This window comes from Xanthomonas sp. NCPPB 4467 (assembly GCF_041475665.2).
GTDB classification, from domain to species: domain Bacteria; phylum Pseudomonadota; class Gammaproteobacteria; order Xanthomonadales; family Xanthomonadaceae; genus Xanthomonas; species Xanthomonas dyei.
Window position 1 is genome coordinate 4,014,252 of the sequence record NZ_CM191260.1, and the last position, 23,366, is coordinate 4,037,617.

Genomic DNA, 23,366 nt, shown 5'->3' on the forward strand with positions numbered 1-23,366 from the left:
CGAGTATCCGGCGCTCGCCAAGAGCGGCCAACCCAGCTCGGCCGCCGGCGCGTGCTGCGCTTGTTTCGGCGAAAAATCGGCAAAAAAAAGGCGGACCCGAGCTCCCGACCCGGATCCGCCGCCAAACACGCCAGGCCTCTCCCCAGGGACCCGGGTGCGCCAGTCGCGCTGTGTGCGCAGCCTCGCGCAACAGTGATGCGACAGCGCTAGCAACCTTTCGACGACACCACTGATCACACCGGTGAAGCGATACCTGCATCGCCGGTCCTGCGCCGTCCACCCCTAGACGTCCGAAGTGTCGCGTCATGGTTGCTATAAGGGTTTACGACAGCGCCGCGCCCAACTTGATGGGCCTCGAAAACACCGCTAAGACGGCCCTGACACGTGTAGGGAGAATCACTGACAGCAACACGCGCGGCACATTGCCCAGCGCTCGCATCACATTGATTGCAAAGAGAATTTTCGCGCCACTCTACGCTGCAGTGCAGCATGCAATGCGCGTTAGCGGACACAACAACAGCACGTAACGCGCCACCACGACGTGGCAGAAACCGCTGTTAGGAATTCCAACTCCCTAATCTCCAATCCCGGCCTCATCCCCTTGCTGCGCAAACCACGCCGCCGAATGCACGTCCTCTGCTGCCACGTCCAGCAGCTGACGCAGCACGACCAGCGGAATCTGCACCGGCGTTGCGCCGGCCTGCAGCGCTACCCACAGCGATTCGTCCTGCGGGTCGGCCAGCACCGTCAGCATGGCGTGCTCGCGTCCGTCGATGTTTGCCGACAGTTGCAACGATATGCCGCCATCGGGTTCGGGCGACCACAGTCTGCTGAGGGACGGACGTACTGGCTTAGTCATCGCGTAGCGCTCAACTGGTGATGGTCTGGGTCAGCGATTCCCAGGTCGGCGGCAGCGGCCAGTTCGGCGCCTGGTTGCCGTCCAGTACGCGGCGCAGGTCGCGCTTGTCGATCTGCGGCGCCAGCACGTGCACCAGATCCAGCGCGTAGTCGCGCAGCACCCGGTCGCGCGGCAGCACCGCCCAGGCGATGCACTCGGCGATCGGCGCTGGCGCCGGCCAGGCACGCAGGTCCTCGTCCTGGGCGTTGACCGCCATCTCGGCTACTAACCCCACACCGAGCCCGGCACGCACATAAGTCTTGATCAGGTCCGCATCCAGCGCGGTCAACGCGATGCTCGGCTCCAGCCCGACCTGCGCAAACGCCCGCTGCAGCGACGAGCCCGGCCGGGTGGACGATTCGTAGCTGATCAGCGGGTGCTCGGACAGCGCCTGCATGTCCGGCGCCACCCGCGTGTCCAGCGCATGCCCGCGCGGCACCACCACCAGCCGCCGCCAGCGATACAGCGGCACCGCAATGCCGGCACTGGGCTCGCCGCCGGCGGTGCTGACCACCGCGATATCCGCATCGCCCTGGCTGAGCAGATCCAGCGCCGCGCTTTCGGCCGCCTGCTGCAGATGCACGCTTACCTGCGGGTAGGCGTGCTTGATCTGCGCCACCGCCGGCGGCAACACGAAGCGCGCCTGGGTGTGTGTGGTGGTGAGGGTCAGCTGGCCCTGGCTTTCGCGGCGCTGGTTGGCGGCGTAGGTGCGGATGTTGTTGGCTTCCGACAGCACCGCGCGTGCCCGCTCGATCACTTCCACCCCGGCCGGCGTCACCGCGTCCAGGCTGCGTCCCTTGCGCACGAACAACAAAAAGCCCAGCTCGTCTTCCAGCTGCTTGAGCTGCTTGGACAGGCCGGGCTGGGTCGCGTGCACACGCGCTGCCGCCAGCGTGATGTTCAGCTCGGCATCGGCGATGGCCACCAGGTAGCGAAGTTGGGTCAGCGTCATGGGCTTATGTCCAAAAAAGCGCGAGGCGCCACAAGGACTTTGACTGTAGAGGAGTTCGACGGCCCAGCTTATAACCGAACGCTATTTTTAGGGCGCATGAAGTCATTTCCGACGGCTATAAGCCGGCGTTACGGTCTGGCCCTCCCTTTCGATGCCCCGGTCCGTGACCTCTGCGTTCCCGCTCCTTGCCGACCTGCGTGGCCGTGCCGTCCTGGTGGTCGGTGGCGGTGCCGATGCCGAACGCGCCACCGCCAACCTGCTGCAGGCAGGGGCGCTGCCGCTGGTTGGCGCCCCGCAGCTGACCCCACAGTTGCAGCAGTGGGCGCGGGCCGGCCGGCTTCGGTGGCTGACCGGCCACTTCGACCCCGCCTGGCTGGCACTACCCGATTCCCCCGTCTGGCTCACCATCGCCGCCAGCGAGCAGCCGGAACACAACGCTGCCCTGCGCGCCGCAGCAAGCCGCCACCGCTTGTTGACCCATAGCGCGGCACCGGCCGCATCCGCAACTGCGCCGGCGCCCTCCCCCGCGCCGCAGACAGGTGTCGCGCCACTCTCCCCCGGCAGCGTGACCCTGGTCGGTGCCGGCCCCGGCGATCCCGGCCTGCTCACGCGCCACGCGGTGCGCGCGCTCCGGCAGGCCGAGGTGGTGCTGTACGACCGCTTGGTCAGCCCGCAGATCCTGCAACTGGCCCGAAGCGGCGCAGTGCGCGTGGAAGTCGGCAAGGCCGCGCAAGGCCATAGCACCCGCCAGGAACAGATCCATGCGCTGATGCTGGAACATGCCCGCTCCGGGCGCCGGGTGGTGCGGCTGAAGGGTGGCGACCCGTTCGTGTTCGGCCGTGGCGGCGAAGAGCTGGAATTCCTGCGCGCACACGGCATCGGCTTTCAGGTTGTCCCCGGCATCACTGCCGCCATCGCCTGCGCCGCCTATGCCGGCATCCCCCTCACCCATCGCGATCACGCGCAGTCGCTGCGCCTGATCACCGCGCACTGCAAGGATTCGCTGGACACACTGGACTGGCACGCGCTGGGCCAGGAGCGCCAGACGCTGGCCTTCTACATGGGCGTGGCGGGCCTGGACGGGATCCAGCAGCGCCTGCTGCAGGCCGGCCGCGCGCCCACCACGCCATTCGCCTTGGTGGAAAACGGCTCGCGCCCGCAGCAGCGGGTGATCACCGGCACGCTCGCCACCCTGGCCAGCAGCGCACGGCAGTTCAAGGTGCAGGCGCCCGCTCTGCTGATCCTGGGCGAAGTGACCGCGCTGGCGCCGGCGCTGCACTGGTTTGGCGCTGCACCGCTCAGCGCGCCGCTGCCACACTCACCCATCGCAACGCCCGACACGCCCACACTGGCCCACGCAGCCTGATTCGACGGAGACCCCATGGCCCTGTACGACAACATCCTCGACACCATCGGCCGCACCCCGGTGGTCAAACTTCACCGCCTCGCCCCGGACAACGTCACCTTGTACGTCAAGGTCGAGGCGTTCAATCCGGGCGGCTCGGTCAAGGACCGCCTGGCGCTGGCGATCATCCTCGATGCCGAGCAGCGCGGCCTGCTCAAGCCCGGCGACACCATCGTCGAAGCCACCTCCGGCAACACCGGCGTGGCGTTGGCCATGGTGGCGGCCGCGCGCGGCTACAAGTTCGTCGCCACCATGGTGGAAACCTTCTCCATCGAGCGCCGCAAGCTGATGCGCGCCTACGGCGCCAAGGTCATCCTGACCCCGGCCGCCGAGCGTGGCAGCGGCATGGTGCGCAAGGCCAGGGAACTGGCCGAGCAGCATGGCTGGTTCCTGGCCAGCCAGTTCGCCAATCCGGCCAATCCGGCCTATCACCGCAACACCACCGCCGCCGAAATCCTGCGCGACTTCGCCGGCCACCGGCTGGACCATTTCGTCACCGGCTGGGGCACCGGCGGCACGCTCACCGGCGTGGGCGAAGTGCTGCGCGTTGCCCGCCCGGAAGTGCGCATCACCGCCAGCGAACCAGCCGGCGCGGCGCTGTTGCAGGGCCAGGACTGGAAGCCGCACAAGATCCAGGGCTGGACCCCGGACTTCATCCCCGAGGTGCTCAATCGCGAGGTCGCGCACGAGGTACTGAGCGTGGAAGACAGCGATGCGATCACCATCGCCCGCCGTCTGGCTGCCGAAGAAGGCATCTTCACTGGCATCTCCGGCGGCGCCACTGTCGCCACGGCGCTGCGCGTGGCCGAGTCTGCCGCGCCCGGCGCGGTGATCCTGGCCATGCTGCCCGATACCGGCGAGCGCTACTTCTCCACCCCGCTGTTCGCCGACATCAACGAAGGCTCGGACGACGATTGGCTGGCTGGCCTGCCCTGATCGGCGATTGGCTGGTCGACACTGGAAGGCCGCGCATCTGGTGCGGCCTTGTTTGTTTCGGGACCGGGAATATGGGAAGCGCGGTCGATCGGCAGACTGGAATAGTCCTGCTCGTTTTAACCACGGCCACCACTGAGCGAAGCGCGACCACCATTTCGATCGTGCGCGCTGGAGTGCGTTGCAACGCGGACCACATGCCGGGCTGCTGATTGCCGAAGCAATCGCGCTCGCGCAACAGCGCCAAGCGCAGCCGTGACGAGCGCCTTGAGAAGAAAGTCAGCAGCCGAACCGGGCACAGCGCGTTAGCCAACCGTGGAGGGGAGTTCGCATCGCCATAGACGGTAGGTGGTAGGTGGTAGGTGGTAGGCGCCACACCCATCATCGCCGCACATCGCGCGATCAACTCGAAACCCTGATGGCTGGTATGCAATCGAAACGCGCCGTACCAGCGGATCAATCACCGCAAGATGCCATCGCATTGCGACAGCGAAGCCGCACGCACGTGCGCGTCAGACAAGCAGAGCTCCACCCCATGGAAGAGCGCGCCATCGCAACGCGCCGCACCCCCACTTTAGCGGTCACCAGGGGTCCTGCCTCAGCGTACTCCCAGCCACACATTGCATTGCGATGAATGCACTCCCCTCCCTGTCAAGGAAACGTTAGGATGTCCGCCGTTCTGCAGGGAGAGTGTGGTGAGCAAGCAATCGTATGGACACGGCGGCACACGCAGCGCACGCGCGCCGTGGCTGGTGAAGATCACCTCGCCCGTGCACTTCGCTGCGACGCTGGCGCTGGGCGCCTGGCTGCAGCGGCGGTTCGACCTGCCCTTGCCGCCGCCGGACCTGTTGGCCTGGATCGAACTGCTTGGCGGCATCGTCGCCTGCCTGGGACTTGCATTGGCGGTGAATTGCTTTGTGCTGTTCGCGCGCCGTCGCACCACCATCCTGCCGAGCGGCCATCCCTCGCAGCTGGTCCTGACCGGGCCGTACCGCTTCACCCGTAACCCGATGTATCTGGCCCTGATTCTGAGCTATCTGGGCCTGACCGTGCAGATGGGCTATCTATGGGGCGTGCTGTTGCTGCCGCTGCCGTGGCTGGCGCTGCAGTTCTATCTGATCCCGTTCGAAGAAGGCCGCCTGCGCGCCGAATTCGGCCGCGCCTACAGCGAATACTGCACGCGCGTCCGCCGCTGGCTCTGACGCGCAACGCGCGGGTGGCGCCGCATCTCGCGATGCGGCAGCGGTTTGGCAGCCAGGGCCGCCAGAGGCGCTTGCGCCAGCGATAAATTCTTCCAATCGTTGCCGCGACTGTTTCGCCCAAAAACGCGATTCCGGCCGATCTTTTTCTGCGCCTCCGGCACCGTCGGAGGCTGTCGCAGCGTGTGAGATGAATGGGCCCTAGCGTGGGGCTCCGCAACGCCTGACCCCATCACGCGTTCATCATTCAAATCCCATAACTATCGCGCTATGAGAATCGAAGTCTGGCAAGGCGACATCACCGAACTCGACGTTGACGTCATCGTCAACGCGGCAAACGCATCACTGCTGGGTGGCGGTGGCGTCGATGGCGCCATCCATCGTGCTGCCGGCCCACGTCTGCTGCACGCTTGCGAAGCGCTGCCGCAGGTGCGCCCGGGCGTACGCTGCCCCACCGGCGAAATCCGCATCACCGAAGGCTTCGATCTGAAGGCGCGCCATGTGTTTCATACCGTGGGCCCGGTGTGGCGCGACGGCAAGCACAACGAGCCGGAGCAACTGGCCAACTGTTATTGGCAGTCGCTCAAACTTGCCGAGCAGATGATGCTGCATTCGATCGCGTTCCCGGCCATCAGCTGCGGCATCTACGGTTACCCGCTGTACCAGGCCGCACGGATTGCCGTGACTGAAACCCGTGACTGGCAGCGCTCGCACAAGGTACCCAAGCACATCGTGCTGGTGGCCTATAACGAGGCGACCTACAAGGCGTATCAGCAGGCACTGGCAACGCAGGACACCGCGGCCGCCTGATCGCTACGCAATGCAGGTTGCACTGACGAGCGCCGCAAGGCGCTCGTTGCGTTTTGGTCAGTGGAATCCCGTCGTCGTCTTTCAACCGCGCCACTACTGTGCAGCAGTCCTGATGCACAACCTTAGCTCGCCCGATCGCACCAGGAGCGGCTGACAAACGGAGCGAGCGTCAGACGAGTGCGCACAGCACCGAGGAACTACGGTGCCCGCACCGGTGCATGCCGATCCAGGCACCGGCCGGCCATACCCGCCGACGGCGCCGCAGTGTTTCGTGCGTTGCGGCTGCGTTGCGCCGAGCTGGTCCGCACCTGGGCACAGTCAACCCGCACGTCGACACCCAATAAAAAACGCCGGCATCGCTGCCGGCGCTTTGGTCTTACCGGCGATGCAGCCTTGCGGCCGCCATCACTCGATCAGCCCTTCCACTTGCCCAGTGCCGCCAGGCCGTTTTCCTTGGCGCGCTCATAGATGATCTGCTGCGCCTTGGCGAAGTTGCCGGTCATGTCCTTGGCCCACAACTGCAGTGCAGCCTGCTGCATCGCGCGGCCGTAGGAGAAGCTCAGCGGCCACGGCAGGTTGCCGAGCTGGTGCATTTCGTTGAGGTGCGCGGTGGACTGCTCATCGGTCTGACCGCCGGACAGAAACACGATGCCCGGCAGGATCGCCGGCACGGTCGACTTCAGGCACATCACGGTCGACTCGGCCACTTCCTCGACGCTGGCCTGCTCTTCGCAGCCCTTGCCGGAGATGACCATCGAGGCCTTCAGGATGGTGCCTTCGAGCACGACGTTCTGCTCATACAGCGCGCCGAACAGCGAGCGCAGCGTGGCTTCGGTCACTTCGTAGCAGGTCTCGATGTCGTGGCTGCCGTCCATGATCACTTCCGGCTCGACCATCGGCACCAGGCCCTGCTCCTGACACAGCGCGGCGTAACGCGCCAGCGCATGCGAGTTGGCTTCGATGCAGGTGCCGGACGGGATGTCTTCGCCGATGTTGATGACCGCACGCCACTTGGCGAACCGCGCGCCCAGCGTGTAGTACTCCTCCAGACGTGCACGCAGGCCGTCCAGACCTTCGGTAACCAGTTCGCCCGGCATGCCGGCCAGCGGCTGGGCGCCCTTGTCGACCTTGATGCCCGGGATGATGCCGTGCTCGGCCATGTACTTGGCGAACGGCACGCCGTCCTTGGTCTTCTGACGGATGGTCTCGTCGAACAGGATGGCGCCGGAGATGTAATCGCTCAGCTTGGGTGTGGTCAGCAGCAGTTCGCGGTAAGCGCGGCGGTTTTCTTCGATGTTCTCGATGCCGACGCTGGCAAAACGCTTTGCGATCGTGCTGGTCGACTCGTCGATGGCGATGATGCCCTTGCCCGGGGCGACCATGGCCTGGGCGGTTTCGGCAAGCTGTTCGATGCTCATGTAGTTCCTGTGGCAGCTGCGGGGGAGAACGAAAGTATAGCGACGAAAGTCGTACACATTCCTTCACGGAATGCCTGCAACCGATTACACCTTGCCTGCGTGACAGGATGTGTGGCGCCGCTCGCATCGCGCTGCAGAAGGCAGGGTCGATGTGTCGCGTGATTGCCATCGCTTGCACAAGCGCATGCGGCCATCGCGTCGGCATGCATGACCGCCATGTTGCAGGCAGCCCTGCACTTGCGCCGCGATCACCGCAGCAGCGCGCGTAGAACGGCCGATCTGCATGCGCAATCGTGTGCGTCGAACGTGCCGGCATCGCGGTTGCCGCGTCGATCGATCACGTCAACACGTGGACGGGCGCAGGTCGCGTCCCTGCGAAGACGTGCCGCGCGACAGCAGCTTTGTCGGCAGCATCGCCGCCGCTTGGAGCGCGATGGCCGCCAAGCAGATGCCGCCGATGATCCAGGCCAGCTGAATCAAGCCACGCACGATGGAATGCGTGTGCGATCAGCGACATGCAACGCACCCGCGGTGCGTACGCCACACGGCACGCAGGCCAGTGCATGCCGAATGCCATAACACCTGACGCACCGAACCGCACACAGCACAACGGCGACCCGAAGGCCGCCGCTGTACAGGATGCGTGCTGTTCAACCCGCCGCGGACGTCAATCGACGTCCGCGGATGGCCGGCAGTGCGTTACAGCTCGCCCAGACCGGTGGCGCGGCCGTCTTCGCCCACTTCCAGCAGGCGCAGCGTGTTGGTGGCGCCGTGCATTTCCATGTGCTCGCCGCTGGTGAACACCACGCGGTCGCCCGGGCCCATGCGCTCGTTTTCCACCAGCAGGCGGATGGCCGCACGTGCGGCTTCGCGCGGGGTCAGGCCACGGCTGTCGAAGCTGATCGGGAACACGCCGCGCATCATCGCCATCTGGCGACGCGCGCCATCGTGACGGGTGAAGGCGTAGATCGGCATGTTGGAGCGGAAGCGCGACAGGAAGCGCGGCGTGCCGCCGGATTCGGTCAACGCCACCACGCCGCCCAGGCCGATGTGCTCGGACAGGAACATGGTCGCCATGGCGATCGCCTGATCGGCGCGCTGCAGGTTGCGTTGCGCCGCTTCGAAGTCGGTATCGAATTCGAACTGGTGCTCGGCGCCCAGGCAGATGCGTGCCATCGCTTCCACCGCGCGCACCGGATAAGCGCCGGCGGCGGTTTCGGCTGACAACATCACCGCGTCGGTACCGTCGATGACCGCGTTGGCCACGTCCAGCACTTCGGCGCGGGTCGGGATCGGGCTTTCGACCATCGACTGCAGCATCTGCGTGGCGGTGATCACCACCTTGTTCTGCGCCAGCGACTCGCGAATGATCTTCTTCTGCAGGCCCGGCAATTCGGCATCGCCGATTTCCACGCCCAGATCGCCGCGCGCCACCATCACCACATCGGAGGCTTCGACGATTTCGACCAGATTTTCGATCGCTTCAGTGCGCTCGATCTTGGACACCAGCTGCGCATCGCAGCCGTGCTGCTGGGCGATCTGACGCGCGTCGTGCATGTCCTGCGCATTGCGGCAGAACGACACCGCGATGAAGTCCACGCCGATCTTGGCGACGATGCCGATCAGCTCCTTGTCGCGCTCGGTCAGCGCGCCCAGCGACAGACCGCCGCCCTGCTTGTTCAAGCCCTTGCGGTCGGACAGCACGCCATCGTTGAGCACGGTGGTGACGATGCGTGCGCCCTGCACGTCGGTGACCTGCAACTGCACCAGGCCATCGTCGAGCAGCAGCACATCGCCGGCCGCCACGTCCTGCGGCAGACCCAGGTAGCTCACGCCCACTTGATTCTGGTCGCCGGCCGGCGCATTGGCATCGGCCACCAGGTCGAAGCGCGCGCCCATGGTCAGCTTGATCTTGCCTTCGGCGAAGCGTTCGATACGGATCTTCGGGCCCGGCAGGTCGGCCAGGATGCCCACTTCGGCACCGGCGCGTGCAGCGGCGGCACGCACTTCGGCGGCACGCTTGGCCTGTCCGGACGGGTCGCCGTGGCTGAAGTTGAGGCGCACCACGTTGACGCCCGCCTTGAACAAAGCGTCCAGCACACCGGGCGCGTCCGTTGCCGGTCCGAGGGTGGCGAGGATCTTGGTGCGGCGTTGACGTTCTTTCATGATGGCCTCCCTGTAAAAGCCGCGAAACTTAACACACACGTCACGTACCGAGGATGGCATTGCGGCATAGCCACCCTCCTATTCCGGCATGTCTTACAGACAGTGCGGGACAGTACGTCCGTTTACGCACGCGTTGCACGGGGCAACGCGATGCGGTCGCCACCCTAACCCGGTGGCAGTGAAGAGCAATCTGTTGCATCACCTCGCGCAGCGCGCCAGCGGCGCCCAAGCGAGCGCCATCGCCGATGCGCGGCGCTCACGCGGGGATCAACTGCGTCAGTTGCGCCGGCGTGTGCGCAATCGCGCCGGCGCCTGCAGCGCGCAGCTCGGCCTCGTCGCCAAAGCCCCACAACACACCGATGCTGTGGATGCCGTGGTGATTGGCGCCATCGATATCCATGCGACGGTCGCCGATCATCACACAGCCGGTCTTGTCGATCTCAAGGCGGCGCAGTGCTTCGGCGATCAGGTCCGGCTTGAAGCGGCGTTCGCCATCTTCGCTGGCACCGATCACGTTCTCGAAGCATGCACCGAACGGCAGGTGCTCGACGATGCGGCGTGCGTACCGCTCGTTCTTGGAGGTGACCACGGCCAGGCGATGGCCGGCGCGTTGCAGGCCGGTGACCACCTCACCGATGCCATCGAACACGCTGAGTTCGGTCCAGCCCACCGCGTCGTAGCGCTCGCGGTAGAGGCCCAGCGCGCGCTGCACCAGCTCCGGGTCCTGCGGAAAACACTCGGCAAAGCTGTCGCGCAACGGCGGGCCGATCCAGGCACGCAAGGTCTGAGGCGATGGACGCGGCTGGCCGACGGCATCGAAGGCATGCACGATGCTGGCGACGATGCCCGGCTCCGAATCCACCAGCGTGCCGTCCAGATCGAAGAACAGCGTGGCTGCACTCACTTGCCGCGGGCCTCGAGCGCGGCAACGGCCGGCAAGGTTTTGCCTTCCAGAAATTCCAGGAACGCGCCGCCACCGGTGGAAATGTAGGTGACGTCTTTGGCGATGTCGTACTTGTCCACCGCCGCCAGGGTGTCGCCGCCGCCGGCGATGGAAAACGCCTTGGATGCGGCGATCGCGCGTGCCAGGGTTTCGGTGCCATGGCTGAAGGGCTCGAATTCGAACACACCGACCGGGCCGTTCCACACCACCGTGCCGGCATTGGCGATCATCTCGGCATAGTGCTGGGCGGTCTGCGGGCCGATGTCGAGAATCAGATCGTCCGCCTCGACGGCGTCGAGCGGCTTCACCGTGGCTTGCGCATCGGGCAGGAATTGCTTGGCGACGACCACGTCGGTGGGCAGCGGAATCTCCGCGCCGCGCGTTTTGGCATCGGCCACGATCTGGTTGGCGGTCGGAATCAGATCCGGCTCGTTCAAGGACTTGCCCACCGCATACCCGGCGGCGGCGATGAAGGTGTTGGCGATACCGCCACCGACGATCAGCTGGTCGACCTTGTTGACCAGGTTGGAGAGCAGCTCCAGCTTGGTCGAGACCTTGCTGCCGGCCACGATCGCCAGCAGCGGCTTGGCCGGGTTGTCCAGCGCCTTGGCCAGCGCGTCGAGTTCGGCCATCAACAGCGGGCCACCGGCGGCCACCGGCGCGAAGCGGATCACCCCATGCGTGGACGCCTGCGCGCGATGCGCGGTGCCAAAGGCATCCATGACGAACACATCGCACAGCGCGGCATATTTACGTGCAAGGGTCTCGTCGTCCTTGCCCTCGCCGACATTCATGCGGCAATTTTCCAACAGCACCACCTGGCCCGGCGCGACCTCCACACCGTCCACCCAATCGCGCACCAGGCTGACTTCGACACCCAGCAAGGTGGTCAGCCGCGCAGCGACCGGCGCCAGCGAATCTTCTTCGCTCCAGCTGCCTTCCTTCGGGCGGCCCAGGTGCGAGGTGACCATCACCGCCGCGCCTTTTTCCAGCGCCAGCTTGAGGGTGGGCACCGAGGCGGTGATGCGCTGCTCGGAGGTGATCTGGCCGTTATCGATCGGCACGTTGAGATCCTGGCGGATCAGCACGCGCTTGCCGGAGAGATCGAGGTCGGTCATACGGACAATGGACATGGGCTTGGCTCGCTAAGTCTTGGAATTCGGGAATCGGAAGGGGGGATTGGTACACGGCGCCGCGCCTGCGTTGGACGCGTGCGTGCACCTTCTGTGCGCGGAGGAAATCACGCTACTGCGCCGCCTTGACGGAGCAGCACCTTGCAAAAATGCCGCCATTGCAACTGCGGCAGACACGAACGGCAGTCGACCGGAGACGACGCGCAATGCGACCGCCTTGGCGGCGGGGATTGGACAATCATGATTCGGGATCGGCGCGCCGTACCGCAACGAGGCAGTGCGCCGGACGGGCGCTGCCGTACATGCGGATGGCGCCAACTCTGATCGGTCGAACACGACGGGCAATGCGGCTGCCTGGGCGACGGGGGATACCCATTGTCCGGCCTTCGCAGCAAAGCGGCAAACCCGCATCGCCCGCACAGATCTGGCGAGCGTGCGATAGCGAAGCGTTACAGCGGCCGCTCCGTACCGGATTTGCGCAGCAGACTGACCGCAAAACCGCCGACCAGCAAGGCGCCACCGACCAGCAGCGCCCAGAGCAGCCATTGTTTCCAGTCGCGCGGCGTGGCGGCCGGCTGCAGTGCCGCATCGCCGGCAAGCGGCTGTGCCTGCGCGGCCATACTGGCCTGCACGGGCTGCCACTGCATTCCGCGCTCCTGCCGCAGCGCCTGCAGCATCGAGGCCAATGGCGCGTCGCCACGTTGCACGCGCGCGCTGCCAGCGACGAGCGCATACGGCGGCTGCCCCTGCGCAAGAAACATCAATCGCTCCGGTTGATACCCCGCGCGCAAGGTCGGCACCGCGGTGCTGCGGCCCTGGGCAGCCACCAATCGCCACTGACGATCGCGCACGGGTGCGGACAACAGCTGCGGTGGCGAGGCCCCATTGCCAAGCCGATACGCCAACCATGGCCCGGCACGACGCGACCACGGCGCGTCGTCGGCATCGCGGCTTTCCACAATCCATTCCACCGCTTCGGCCAGACCGCCGCCGACATCCAGCTGGGTGATCGGAAAGCGACCCGGCACGACATAGGTCACGCCGGTGTCCTGAGCAGTGCCCTGCAAGTCCAGCCAGGACAGTTGGGTGGGCGCGACAACGCCATCCACTTCCGCATCGACCGCGCGCAACGGCGGCAGGGTGCCCGATATCGGCACGATGCGCAGGTACTTTGCGCCGTCGTCCAGCGCAATGCGGCGTTGCTGCAGCCGCTGCGCCTGGTTGTCCAAGGCCATCACCGTTGCATCGGAAGCGAGCAAACGCCAGTCGCGCAGATCGTCGCTGCCCTCCACACGCAGCTGCGCCTGCACCGGCGTATTGCCCTCCCAATCCAGCAACAACGCACGCGGGCGATCGCGTAATGCGCTGGCGTCGATCAACCAGCTGCCGCCGACGCCGGGCGCTGCGGGCGCACCGGTTGCAAAGCGCCCTTCCAGCCGCCGTACCGCCCCGCTGGCATCGCGCTCGGCGATCAACTGCAGATCGCCGTTGGCCGGCGCAGCGCCTTCCGGCAATGCGAACAACGGCAACCGCTGCCGACGCGATGAGGACGGCTCAGCGGCGACCGGCAGCGGCGCGGTGGGCATTTCTTCGCCACGCGTGTCGATCACCGTGACATCGCCTAATTCCGCATCGACTGCGCTGCGATAAACCGCCTCGCTCAAGCTCAGCTGGTACAGGCCGGCATCGGAGCCGGCCACCTGCAGCGGCCATTGTTGCCGATAGTCCTGCCGCACATCGGCCGCCTGCGCCATCAGCGGCACCAGCAGCAACCATCCCCAATGCTTCGTACTCATGCCTGATCCTTTGCCGCGCCATCGTCGTCGACAGCGCGCTCTTCAATCGCCGGACGCGGCGGCGCCGGCGCCAGATACCCCACCACCGTACACAACAGGCCGTAGGCCATGAACGAGCCGATGCCGAGCAGATTGCCCAGATGCTGGCGATCGACCAGCACCAGCTTGGCCAGCACCAGACCCATCAACAAGGCACCGCCCAGCCACAGTCCGCGCTGCCCGCGACGCGAGCCGACCACCCAACCCAGCACACCCAGCACGCTCCAGACGATGGTCAGACTGGTCTGCGACACCGTCGCGCCCACCAACACTGCATTCCACGGCACACCGCCCCAGTGATGCACGCTGTGCAAGGTGCTGCCGGTGATCAACACCCAGCCCAGCACACCGAGCGCAGTAACGCGCCGACATTGCAGGATCGCCGGCGCGTGCGTCGACCACGCCCAGCGCGCGACCAAGGCAAGCACCGCCAGCTGCGCCAGTTCGGCCGGGTTGAGCAAGGGCACCCAGGGCAATGGCGCGGCGCTGACCGGATCCAGCAATGCGAGCAGCCAACCGATACCCAATACCGCGAACACGCAGCTCAGCAACCCGGTGCGCGCAGGATCGAAGCGCGCCCCCTGCGGCCAGGTCAGCCACGGCCAGCGCAGCAAGCCCACGGTCGCCACGGCAAGCCACGGCACCGCCAGCAAGGCGCAGCGCCAGCCGTTGGCAAGCGCGAACGCATCGGCCAGCCAGACCGCACCCAACGACACCACCGACGGCCACAACAGCCACCAGATGAACTGCGCGACCACGGCGCCTGCGCCAGGCTGCATCCGCAGGCACCACAATGCCCGCGCGCCTGCCAGCGCAAACGCCAGCCAGGCCAGAGTACCCCAATGCGCGAAGGGCTGCGTATGCGCATGGTTCTGCCACAGCGCCAACGGCGCGGCCAGCGCCAGACCCGCCATGACCGTCCACACCAATGCAGCGGCAGGGCGACGGCGGTGCACCTCGGCCACCAGCCACACGCTGAACGCGACGAAGCCCAGCAGCAGATCCGGCTCGCTGCGCAGATCGCCGGCAAAGCGCAGGATTTCGTGTACCCCGCACATGGTCCACCAGCCCAGCCCCCACAGATACGCCACCAGCGCGCTCCGCCGATGACCCGCATCGCGCAGGAACCAGGCACTGGCCCAGCCGGCAATGGCGATCAGCAAGCTGCTCATGCAGGTGGCATTGGCCACCGCCACGTTGTCGTAACGCCACGCATCCACACCGAAGGCCACCCCCACCGCTGCCATCAGCTGCAAGGCCACACCGCTGATCTGCGGAATGCGTCGCTGCTGGCGCAGGCCCAGCCACAACAGCCCCACGCCTTCCAGCGCGAACACGCTGGCGGTGGCACGCGCCGACAACGCCAACGGCACTGCCAGCGTCGCAAAGCCGACGGCCAGCATCGCGTGCGCCTGGCCCAGCAAGCGTGTGGATGCACGCCGCAGCAACCAGCTCGCAAGACCTGCATACAACGCCGCCACGGCGACGGCGCACAACGCCAACGGCAGGCGATCGCCTTCCAGCAAACGCGCCTGCAACGCAAAGGCGACCAAGGGCGTGCCGAACAACAGGCTGCCATCGATGAGCTTGCCCGCACTGCCGTCGCCGCGCCGCGCATGCAGTACCGGAATCGCGACATACATGGCGAAGAACAGCAACAAGAACGGCTCGGTGCTGGCGAATTTTGCCGGGGTGTACTGCAGCGCGCCCCACAGCGTGCCGATGCCGAAGGTAAAGGCGAACCCAAGCAGGTTGAGCACGCGCCACGGCCGCGTCCACGCAATCGCCACGATGCCGGCGTTGAGCACGGCGTAATACGAAAACAGCCCGACATGATTGCCGCTGCCGGTGGATAACCAGATTGGCGCAAGAAACCCGGCAAGCACGCCCAACACCGCCAGCGTGCGCGAATCCTGTACCACCGCCAGCACGCACATGCCGGCAATCAGCACCACGCTGATGCCCATCGCCAGCCCGGCGCCCAGCAAGCTGTACAACTTGAATGCCGCAAACACAGTCAGCAACAAGCCGCCGATGGCACCGCCCTGCAACGCCAACGCAAACCCGGGCCGCTGCAACCGCTGCTTCCAGCCAAATACCAGACCGACCAGCGCCAGCACGCTGATGCCGGCCAACCGCAGCTCGACCGGCATGCGCATCCAGCCCTGATCGCTGGCGTACTTCAACAACGACGCCACGCCAGCCAGCAACACCAGCATGCCCACCTTGACCGGCACATTGCCTTCGGTGAACCAGCGCTTCACCGCGCCGATGGCGCGCGTGATCGGGTCCGGTTCGGTGGGTGCCTGTGGAGCCTGCAGTGACTCTGGCTGTTCTGAGTGAGGGGGATGCGCACGGACAGCGGATATCTGCGAGGGGGCTGCAGTTCCATCTAACGCCGAATCCGCACATCCTGCGGCAGCAAGTACCGGCGGCAACGGAGTCACTACGCCTCTTTGCAATGCGACCTCGACCGCAGCTGCACTGTCAGTAGTGACCCGCGCCGATGCATCAATGGTGGGCGTTTGCGCCGCCTCGGGTTGGTCAGGGCCTGTCCATGACTGTACCGAGGGGATAGGCTCTGCCACGTTCCCGGTAGCCGTCGGCGCCGTCACCGCCGCATTCTCGGCATGCCAGTGTGCAAGCCTGTGCTCAAGCACATCCACGCGCCGCCGCAGTCCAGCAATCCACACAAGCGCGATGATGACGCCTACCGGCACAGCGAGCAGCACCAGTACGACCAACCCAATCAGTGTTTCCAATGCATTGCCCCTGAAACCGGCGTCCGGCCGACTGAGCGCACCATACAGCCTCAGCCTATCCCCTGGTCAGGTGGGCCTTGAGGCGAAAGGAGTGTCAGCGAGCTGGATGGCCCTTAGGTACCGGAATAGACGCCACGCAGCGAGCATTCCGCCGCCACTGGCCAGTGTGAGATTCGTGCACCCGCCGATGTCTACGCTGATTCGTCTTGCAGGAAGACAAATAGCCGACTTGCCGAACCCTGCCCCAGAATGCTAAAAAACGCGCCAGCGCGCGGGTTAACACCCACATCCGCAAGGACAAATGGCATTACTGCCCTGCAAGGACGCATCACAATGCTCGCTTTCTTTCGCTGTTACTCGCTGCCTGCAATTTGCGCAATCGTCCTGCTGACGAACGCACAGCAGGCATCTGCAGATGTATTCGGCACCGCTGAAAACGTCGCCCGAAGCTGGATCGGTCACGACGCCAGCGAACTGATAATGCAATGGCCGGTAGGAAAAGGGCTCTATACGTCCGAGAACACCGAGACGCAGGAAACTGCCTACACTTACAACTTCGGCATAGAAGCGCACTACCGCACCAATTATTGGACCACACAAGGCGGAATTATCGGCATGGCCGGCGGAGGCAATGGCGTGGCGCGCACCCCGATTTTTCAGGAAAACCAGCATAGCGAGAAAGTCTTCGTGCCCGCCGAACATCATTGCGAAATCACCTTCGTCGCCAACTCCGAAGGTGTCATTACCCGATACGATTTCGCTGGTAGCAAGTGCAATGACCATGTGCGCAGCTGGGGCCGTCCGAAAAAGAAATAACGCCGTCACTCGCCCGACCTCGATCTACCAACCAAGGAACGCCCTGGATGAAAACAAGGAACTGGATTCGCCGTACTGCATGGCTCACGCTTGCACTCGCGCAGTGGACCATTGCCATACCGGTCATGGCCGAATCGGCACGGCACGGCACCATTGCGGCATTGGAACCCATTGAAAACAAGGGCGAAAATGTTCCCGAACGCAACAAGAGGCTTAAGAACGCAGCCTCGAACTTTGGCGGCATTGCGGGCAGTTTCCTTGGCCTCAAAGCCAATAGCCAAGTTGGTGCAGAAGCCGGAGTAGCGGCAGGTACGTATGCCGGCACACAGGTTGCCGACAAGGTTGTCGGCAACGGTGTCGCCTCGCACTACATGCTGAAGATTCGTTTCGATAACAAGTCGCAGGTTGTCGTGACAAAGCCCAGCGCGGAAGTCTCCGGCCTTGCAGTTGGTAGCCGGGTCGCGGTCACGGGCAAGGGCGAGGACATGCGTATCACTGCGGAATAAACGCCTGCAAGAAATCATGATGTCAAATAAAAAAGCGCCCGAAGGCGCTTTTTTATTTCATCCGAAAAAGCAGATTACTTCGCAACAACACGCACCATTTCCAGGCACTTGTTGGAGTAGCCCCACTCGTTGTCGTACCAGGACACCAGCTTGACGAAGGTGGAGTCCAGCGCGATGCCGGCGTCGGCGTCGAACACCGAGGTGCAGGTCTCGCCACGGAAATCGGTGGCCACGACCTTGTCTTCGGTATAGCCGAGGATGCCCTTCAGCGCGCCTTCGCTCTGTGCCTTCACTTCAGCGCAGATCTCGGCGTAGGTGGCCGGCTTTTCCAGTTCGACCGTCAAGTCGACCACCGAGACGTCCGAGGTCGGCACGCGGAAGCTCATGCCGGTGAGCTTCTTGTTGAGCTCGGGAATCACCACGCCCACGGCCTTGGCAGCGCCGGTGGAGGACGGAATGATGTTTTCCAGGATGCCGCGGCCGCCGCGCCAGTCTTTGTTCGACGGGCCGTCAACGGTCTTCTGCGTGGCCGTGGCCGCGTGCACGGTGGTCATCAGGCCGCGCTTGATGCCCCACTTGTCGTTGATGACCTTGGCCAACGGCGCCAAGCAGTTGGTGGTGCACGAGGCGTTGGAGACGATCGCCTCACCCTTGTAGGTCTTGTCGTTGACGCCGTAGACGAACATCGGTGTGTCGTCCTTGGACGGGGCCGACAGGATCACCTTCTTGGCGCCTGCGTCGATATGCTTCTGCGCGGTTTCCTTGGTCAGGAAAAGACCGGTGGACTCGATCACCACGTCGGCGCCCACGGCATCCCACTTGAGGTTGGCCGGGTCGCGCTCCTGGGTCAGGCGGATCTTCTTGCCGTTGACGATCAGGGTGTTGCCGTCGACCGACACCTCGGCCTTGAAGCGGCCGTGCACCGAGTCGTACTGCAGCATGTAGGCCAGGTAGTCGGGCTCGAGCAGGTCATTGATGGCCACGATCTCGATGTCATTGGCGAAGTTCTGCACCGCAGAGCGCAGCACGTTGCGTCCGATGCGACCGAATCCGTTGATGCCAACCTTGATTGCCATGTTCACTAGCTCCTGCGGCCGCGACAGCGCGGCGGATGGAAAGGGGCTGACATTCTAACAGCGTCCTCCCTGGACGGCCGTGCAGTTGCGTGCGGCGATGATCGAGGAGCAGGCACCGCTTACTCTGCGTGCCCGACCGATCTGTGGCGTGCTTCGCTCGCTTCGCGGATGCAGCAGTGAGCTGGTGCCTGGCTGGGTCGCGTCGCGTGCTCGCCCGAGCGTGCGCACCCATGGTCCCTGCCGCACCCAATAGGCAGTTCGACGCATCAACGATAAACGGCACCGCACGCAAAAGATCATACGAAAATATTTAATTTTCAAACACTTGCAATTCAACCAACTACGCCGAAAAGCGTATTCATGCATATGCCGAACAGCAGCATTTCGGCGCTCCGTGGATTTCGATACTGGCCCTGCCTGCTGAGGCACCCAATCAACTACACGGAGATTCCCCATGCGTCGCACCCTGTTCTCTCTGGCTTTGGCTCTGGCTGCCACCCCGGCGCTGGCCGCCGGCGTGATGCATTACACCGAAAAGGCAGCGCTGCCTGTCGACGGTGAAGCACGTGAAGTCGCCGCGCTGTTCGATACCTGGAACGCCGCGCTGGCGACGGGCAACCCGCACAAGGTGGCCGATCTGTATGCACCCGATGGCGTGCTGCTGCCGACGGTCTCCAACGAAGTGCGTGCCTCGCGCGAGCAGATCGAAAAGTACTTCGAGATGTTCCTGACCAAAAAGCCGCAGGGCGTGGTCAATTACCGCACCGTGCGCGTGCTCGATGACGACAGCGCGGTGGATGCGGGCGTGTACACCTTCACGCTGACCGACAAGGCCGGCAAGAAGAGCAATGTGCAGGCGCGCTACACCTTCGTGTACGAAAAGCGCGACGGCAAGTGGCTGATCATCAACCACCACAGCTCGGCGATGCCGGAAGTGGATGCCCCGCAGGTCGCCAAGACCAAGTAAGTGCGGGCGCCTAGGAGGACGCCGCCCGCTGTCTGCGGCCTGCTGCATATCACCGTCGGTACACCTCCCCCGCCGACGGTGGCGCGATCTGTAGCGCACCGCACATCCAACATGCGGCCTGCCTGCGACAAGCGCCAGGACACCCAACATTGCTGTCACTGCGCAGCGACGCTGCCGTCGACCCATCACCACCGGCATCGCGGTGAGCCGGATGGTCGCGGCCCTGGTTTGATCAGGATCAAGGCGGCCGCGGCGCAAACCCACAAGACTTTGTCCATCCACTCCACACAACGAGACTCTTTATGCGCATGCGCTCTACCTTTCTGCTCGCCGGCCTGGCCGCCAGCCTGGCCAGCGTCCCCGCACTGGCTCAATCCAAAGGCGACTGGACCGTTGCCGTCGGCGCGCACCAGGTTGCTCCCAAATCCGACAATGGCCGTCTGGTCGGCGGCACGCTCGAAGCGGACGTGGGCAAGGACATCAAACCGACCTTTACGGCCGAATACTTCATCGCAGACAACCTGGGCATCGAGATACTGGCAGCGCTGCCGTTCGAGCACGACATCGCCCTGCGCGGGCTGGGCCGCGTCGGCAGCACCAAACATCTGCCGCCGGTAGTGTCGCTGCAGTACCACTTCAATAGCCAGGGCAAGGTGTCGCCCTTCGTCGGCGCCGGCATCAATTACACGCGGTTCTTCAGCACCGATACCCGCGGCGCGCTGGCCGGCAGCGAGCTGGAACTGGACGATTCGTGGGGCCTGGCCCTGCATGCCGGGCTGGACTTCAAGCTCAGCGAGCGCGGCGCGCTGCGCGTCAACGCACGCTGGATCGACATCGATAGCGAAGCACGCCTCGACGGCACCCGCATCGGCACGGTCAATATCGACCCGCTGGTCTACGGCGCGGCGTACGTCTACCGGTTCTAAGAGCCGCTAACAAACCGACTGTGCTCACCGCCAGGCGGGCGCGGCCGGTGCTCGGTGCGGCATGGACCACGCGCACACTTCCGGTTCCTCCGCGCCGTCCACACCCACCTGACGACTGCTCGCCAGGTTCTATCAGCCACTCTGAGTCGCAGCGGCAAGCGCGGTGCATCTCTGGCACACTTGACGTCCAGGGACGTGCATCCACCGCCGGAGTTGCGGACAGGTCGGTCACGTCGAACGCCTGTCCGACCTACCGGGGATTCCATGAGCATGTTCATCCGCACCGCCCTCGCCATCGCATTGGCCGCTTCGGCCACTCCCGTGCTTGCACAGTCGGCCGGCCACTGGACGACCGGCTACGGCGCGGGCTACGTCTCGCCCAAGTCCGACAGCGGCAACTTCGGCGGCGCACGCGCCGAGATCAAAGGCGCGCCTACGTTGTCGTTTACCTACGAATACTTCATCCGCAACAACCTCGGTATCGAGGTGCATGCCGCCGTTGCCGGCAAGCACGATCTCGAGCTGGAAGGCGTCGGCAAGGTGGGGAGCTATTGGTCGGTGCCGCCCAGCGTGTTGTTGCAGTACCACATCAATGGCTACGGCACGGTGTCGCCGTTCGTCGGCGTCGGCATCAACTACACCACCTTCCTGGGCGAAGACACCGAGCAAGCGTTCGGCAATAGCGAGCTGCGGTTTGGCGACTCGGTCGGCGCCACCGCGCATGTCGGTGTGGACTTCATCTTCAACGACCGCAGCGGGCTGCGCGTGGATGCACGCTGGACCGATTCGCGCAGCAATGTCGATTTCAACGGCACGCGGCTTGGCAAGGCGCGGATCGATCCGTTGACCTATGGCATCTCGTACCTGGTCTATTACTGATCGCGTTGCCGCCGTCGCGCTGCTGCGCGGCAACGACAGCCATCAAACGGTCGCGGACGGTTGCGTACAATCGAGGGATGAAAACCTTCTCTCCTTCGTTCGTTGTGCTTGCCGTGGCGCTGACCGCGGCCATTCAGCCCGTCACCGCATTCGCCTGGGGCCCGCAGGGCCACCGCCTGGTGGCGCGTATTGCCGAAACCGAATTGAGCCCGCAGGCGCGCGCGCAAGTGGCGCAATTGCTTGCCGGCGAGCCGGATCCGACCCTGCACGGAGTCGCAAGCTGGGCCGATGAAGTCCGCGAACACGATCCGGATCTGGGCAAGCGTTCGGGGCCGTGGCATTACGTCAACCTCGCCGAACACGACTGCGGCTATGCGCCGCCGCGCGATTGCCCGGATGGCAACTGCGTGATCGCCGCACTCGACCGCCAGACAGCCGTGCTTGCCGACCGCAGCCAGCCGCTGGACGCGCGTCGTCAGGCGTTGAAGTTTGTGGTGCATTTTGTCGGCGATATCCATCAGCCCATGCACGCCGGTTACGCGCACGACAAGGGCGGCAACGATTTTCAGCTGCAGGTCGATGGCAAGGGCAGCAACCTGCACGCATTGTGGGATAGCGGCATGCTCAACGACCGCCATCTCAGCGACGATGCCTATCTGCGACGCCTGCTGGCGTTGCCGGCCGCCAGCGCGGTCGCTGCAACGCTGCCGCCGCCGGCTGCGGCATGGGCGCAAGCGTCGTGCAAGATCGCCATCACGCCGGGCGTCTATCCCGCCGCGCACGTGTTGCCGGCCAACTACATCGCCACCTATCGTCCGATCGCCGAGACGCAGTTGCGGCTGGCAGGCGACCGACTGGCCGCCGTGCTCAATGCAGCACTGGCCACACCCTGAGACGGAGATAAGCGATGCAACCCGAGGTTCTTGCGTTCTTCCATGCCGACAGCAACACCTTCACCTACGTGGTTGCCGATGCGGCGTCCGGCGCGGCAGTGGTGATCGACCCGGCGCTGGACTATACAGCCGACACCGGCGCCGTCGGGACGCACACCGCGCAGGCCATCGTCGATGCCATCCGGCAACGCGGCTGGCACGTGGACTGGTTGCTGGAAACCCACGCGCATGCCGATCATCTGTCGGCCGCGCAATGGCTGAAGCAACAGTGGCCCCAGGCGCGGGTCGGGATCGGCGAGGGAATCCGTCAGGTACAGCAGACGCTGGCGCCGCGCTATGCATTACCGCAGGGCTTTCGCGCCGATGGCTCGCAGTTCGACCATCTGTTTGCCGATGACGACCGCTTTCTGCTTGGCGGCATCGAGGTACGCGTCATTGCGGTGCCCGGGCACACCAGCGACAGCATTGCGTATCTGATCGGCGATGCGCTGTTTCCCGGCGATTCGTTGTTCATGCCCGACGCGGGCACGGCGCGCTGCGACTTTCCCGGCGGCGATGCGCGGCAACTGTACGCATCGATCCAGCGCCTGTACGCGCTTGCCGACGACACCCGCGTGTTCGTCTGCCATGACTATGGCCCCGGTGGCCGGGCAGTGGCGCATCAGACCACCATTGGCGAGCAGCGGCGCAGCAATGTCCATGTGCGCGATGGCGTCGATGTCGAAGCATTCGTCGCCCAACGGCAGGCACGCGACGCCACCCTGTCCGAGCCGAAACTGATCCGGCCCGCATTGCAGGCAAACCTTCAGGCGGGCCGTTGCGAGCACGTGGCTCCCTAGCGCCCGTTGG

General features: G+C 65.0%; 21 protein-coding genes and 2 other RNA genes. 12 read left to right on the top strand and 11 right to left on the bottom strand.

Annotated features, from left to right (window positions below):
• Positions 1 to 574: 574 nt before the first annotated feature.
• The gene (locus ACCQ06_RS17480) at positions 575 to 859 is read right to left on the bottom strand and encodes a hypothetical protein (RefSeq protein WP_316688131.1); all 285 of its coding nucleotides are present in this window, start codon (positions 857 to 859) and stop codon (positions 575 to 577) included.
• Positions 860 to 869: 10 nt separating this feature from the next.
• Positions 870 to 1,850 (bottom strand): LysR family transcriptional regulator, encoded by a 981-nt coding sequence (locus ACCQ06_RS17485; protein ID WP_104616533.1) that lies wholly within the window; start codon positions 1,848 to 1,850, stop codon positions 870 to 872.
• Positions 1,851 to 2,013: 163 nt separating this feature from the next.
• Here ACCQ06_RS17485 and cobA point away from each other — a divergent pair, with 163 nt between their 5' ends.
• From cobA to ACCQ06_RS17505, 4 genes are all read left to right on the top strand, one after another.
• Positions 2,014 to 3,216, top strand: a complete 1,203-nt coding sequence (cobA, locus tag ACCQ06_RS17490; protein WP_316688134.1) for a uroporphyrinogen-III C-methyltransferase — start codon at positions 2,014 to 2,016, stop codon at positions 3,214 to 3,216.
• Between the two features lie 15 nt (positions 3,217 to 3,231).
• Entirely contained in the window at positions 3,232 to 4,191 is a 960-nt protein-coding gene (cysK, locus tag ACCQ06_RS17495) for a cysteine synthase A (RefSeq protein WP_228324466.1), read from the top strand.
• 692 nt (positions 4,192 to 4,883) lie between these two features.
• The gene (locus ACCQ06_RS17500; protein ID WP_104616571.1) at positions 4,884 to 5,390 is read left to right on the top strand and encodes a methyltransferase family protein; all 507 of its coding nucleotides are present in this window, start codon (positions 4,884 to 4,886) and stop codon (positions 5,388 to 5,390) included.
• Positions 5,391 to 5,657: 267 nt separating this feature from the next.
• Entirely contained in the window at positions 5,658 to 6,197 is a 540-nt protein-coding gene (locus tag ACCQ06_RS17505; protein WP_228324467.1) for an O-acetyl-ADP-ribose deacetylase, read from the top strand.
• Between the two features lie 148 nt (positions 6,198 to 6,345).
• Here ACCQ06_RS17505 and ACCQ06_RS17510 read toward each other — a convergent pair.
• From ACCQ06_RS17510 to ACCQ06_RS17545, 8 genes are all read right to left on the bottom strand, one after another.
• A non-coding RNA gene (locus ACCQ06_RS17510) (sX9 sRNA) lies at positions 6,346 to 6,417 on the bottom strand.
• 193 nt (positions 6,418 to 6,610) lie between these two features.
• Positions 6,611 to 7,615 (bottom strand): class I fructose-bisphosphate aldolase, encoded by a 1,005-nt coding sequence (locus ACCQ06_RS17515; RefSeq protein ID WP_104616537.1) that lies wholly within the window; start codon positions 7,613 to 7,615, stop codon positions 6,611 to 6,613.
• A gap of 342 nt (positions 7,616 to 7,957) precedes the next feature.
• Entirely contained in the window at positions 7,958 to 8,095 is a 138-nt protein-coding gene (locus ACCQ06_RS17520) for a hypothetical protein (RefSeq protein ID WP_316688140.1), read from the bottom strand.
• Positions 8,096 to 8,314: 219 nt separating this feature from the next.
• Positions 8,315 to 9,781 carry a pyruvate kinase gene (gene pyk / locus ACCQ06_RS17525; protein WP_104616539.1) on the bottom strand — a complete coding sequence of 489 codons (1,467 nt, stop codon included), beginning with the start codon at positions 9,779 to 9,781 and terminating at the stop codon, positions 8,315 to 8,317.
• A 256-nt stretch (positions 9,782 to 10,037) separates the two neighbouring features.
• Positions 10,038 to 10,685 carry an HAD family hydrolase gene (locus ACCQ06_RS17530; RefSeq protein WP_228324468.1) on the bottom strand — a complete coding sequence of 216 codons (648 nt, stop codon included), beginning with the start codon at positions 10,683 to 10,685 and terminating at the stop codon, positions 10,038 to 10,040.
• Entirely contained in the window at positions 10,682 to 11,857 is a 1,176-nt protein-coding gene (locus ACCQ06_RS17535; protein WP_104616541.1) for a phosphoglycerate kinase, read from the bottom strand. The genes ACCQ06_RS17530 and ACCQ06_RS17535 overlap by 4 nt, the downstream gene beginning before the upstream one ends.
• 449 nt (positions 11,858 to 12,306) lie before the next feature.
• Entirely contained in the window at positions 12,307 to 13,653 is a 1,347-nt protein-coding gene (locus ACCQ06_RS17540) for a DUF3999 domain-containing protein (protein ID WP_316688144.1), read from the bottom strand.
• On the bottom strand, positions 13,650 to 16,454 hold the full coding sequence (locus ACCQ06_RS17545) for a DUF2339 domain-containing protein (protein WP_316688146.1): 2,805 nt from the start codon (positions 16,452 to 16,454) through the stop codon (positions 13,650 to 13,652). Before ACCQ06_RS17545 ends, ACCQ06_RS17540 begins: the two co-directional genes overlap by 4 nt.
• Before the next feature lie 333 nt (positions 16,455 to 16,787).
• On the opposite strand from ACCQ06_RS17545, the gene ACCQ06_RS17550 reads away from it, so the two are divergent.
• Complete coding sequence (locus ACCQ06_RS17550; protein ID WP_228324471.1) at positions 16,788 to 17,270, top strand: hypothetical protein; 483 nt, start codon at positions 16,788 to 16,790, stop codon at positions 17,268 to 17,270.
• A gap of 125 nt (positions 17,271 to 17,395) precedes the next feature.
• On the top strand, positions 17,396 to 17,776 hold the full coding sequence (locus tag ACCQ06_RS17555; protein WP_228324501.1) for a hypothetical protein: 381 nt from the start codon (positions 17,396 to 17,398) through the stop codon (positions 17,774 to 17,776).
• A 74-nt stretch (positions 17,777 to 17,850) separates the two neighbouring features.
• Here ACCQ06_RS17555 and gap read toward each other — a convergent pair whose 3' ends face one another.
• Entirely contained in the window at positions 17,851 to 18,852 is a 1,002-nt protein-coding gene (gene gap / locus ACCQ06_RS17560; protein WP_005988872.1) for a type I glyceraldehyde-3-phosphate dehydrogenase, read from the bottom strand.
• A gap of 454 nt (positions 18,853 to 19,306) precedes the next feature.
• Between gap and ACCQ06_RS17565 the strand changes: the two genes are divergently transcribed.
• From ACCQ06_RS17565 to ACCQ06_RS17590, 6 genes are all read left to right on the top strand, one after another.
• Positions 19,307 to 19,819: an SgcJ/EcaC family oxidoreductase gene (locus tag ACCQ06_RS17565; protein WP_104616544.1), complete on the top strand. Its 513-nt coding sequence runs from the start codon at positions 19,307 to 19,309 to the stop codon at positions 19,817 to 19,819.
• A gap of 302 nt (positions 19,820 to 20,121) precedes the next feature.
• The gene (locus ACCQ06_RS17570; RefSeq protein WP_104616545.1) at positions 20,122 to 20,745 is read left to right on the top strand and encodes an OmpW/AlkL family protein; all 624 of its coding nucleotides are present in this window, start codon (positions 20,122 to 20,124) and stop codon (positions 20,743 to 20,745) included.
• Positions 20,746 to 20,806: 61 nt separating this feature from the next.
• A non-coding RNA gene (locus tag ACCQ06_RS17575) (sX9 sRNA) lies at positions 20,807 to 20,883 on the top strand.
• Positions 20,884 to 21,009: 126 nt separating this feature from the next.
• Positions 21,010 to 21,624 carry an OmpW/AlkL family protein gene (locus tag ACCQ06_RS17580; RefSeq protein WP_228324472.1) on the top strand — a complete coding sequence of 205 codons (615 nt, stop codon included), beginning with the start codon at positions 21,010 to 21,012 and terminating at the stop codon, positions 21,622 to 21,624.
• Positions 21,625 to 21,701: 77 nt separating this feature from the next.
• A complete protein-coding gene (locus ACCQ06_RS17585) occupies positions 21,702 to 22,517 on the top strand; it encodes a S1/P1 nuclease (RefSeq protein ID WP_228324473.1) in 816 nt (271 codons plus the stop codon).
• Between the two features lie 14 nt (positions 22,518 to 22,531).
• A complete protein-coding gene (locus tag ACCQ06_RS17590; RefSeq protein WP_228324474.1) occupies positions 22,532 to 23,356 on the top strand; it encodes an MBL fold metallo-hydrolase in 825 nt (274 codons plus the stop codon).
• The last annotated feature ends 10 nt before the right edge of the window (positions 23,357 to 23,366 follow it).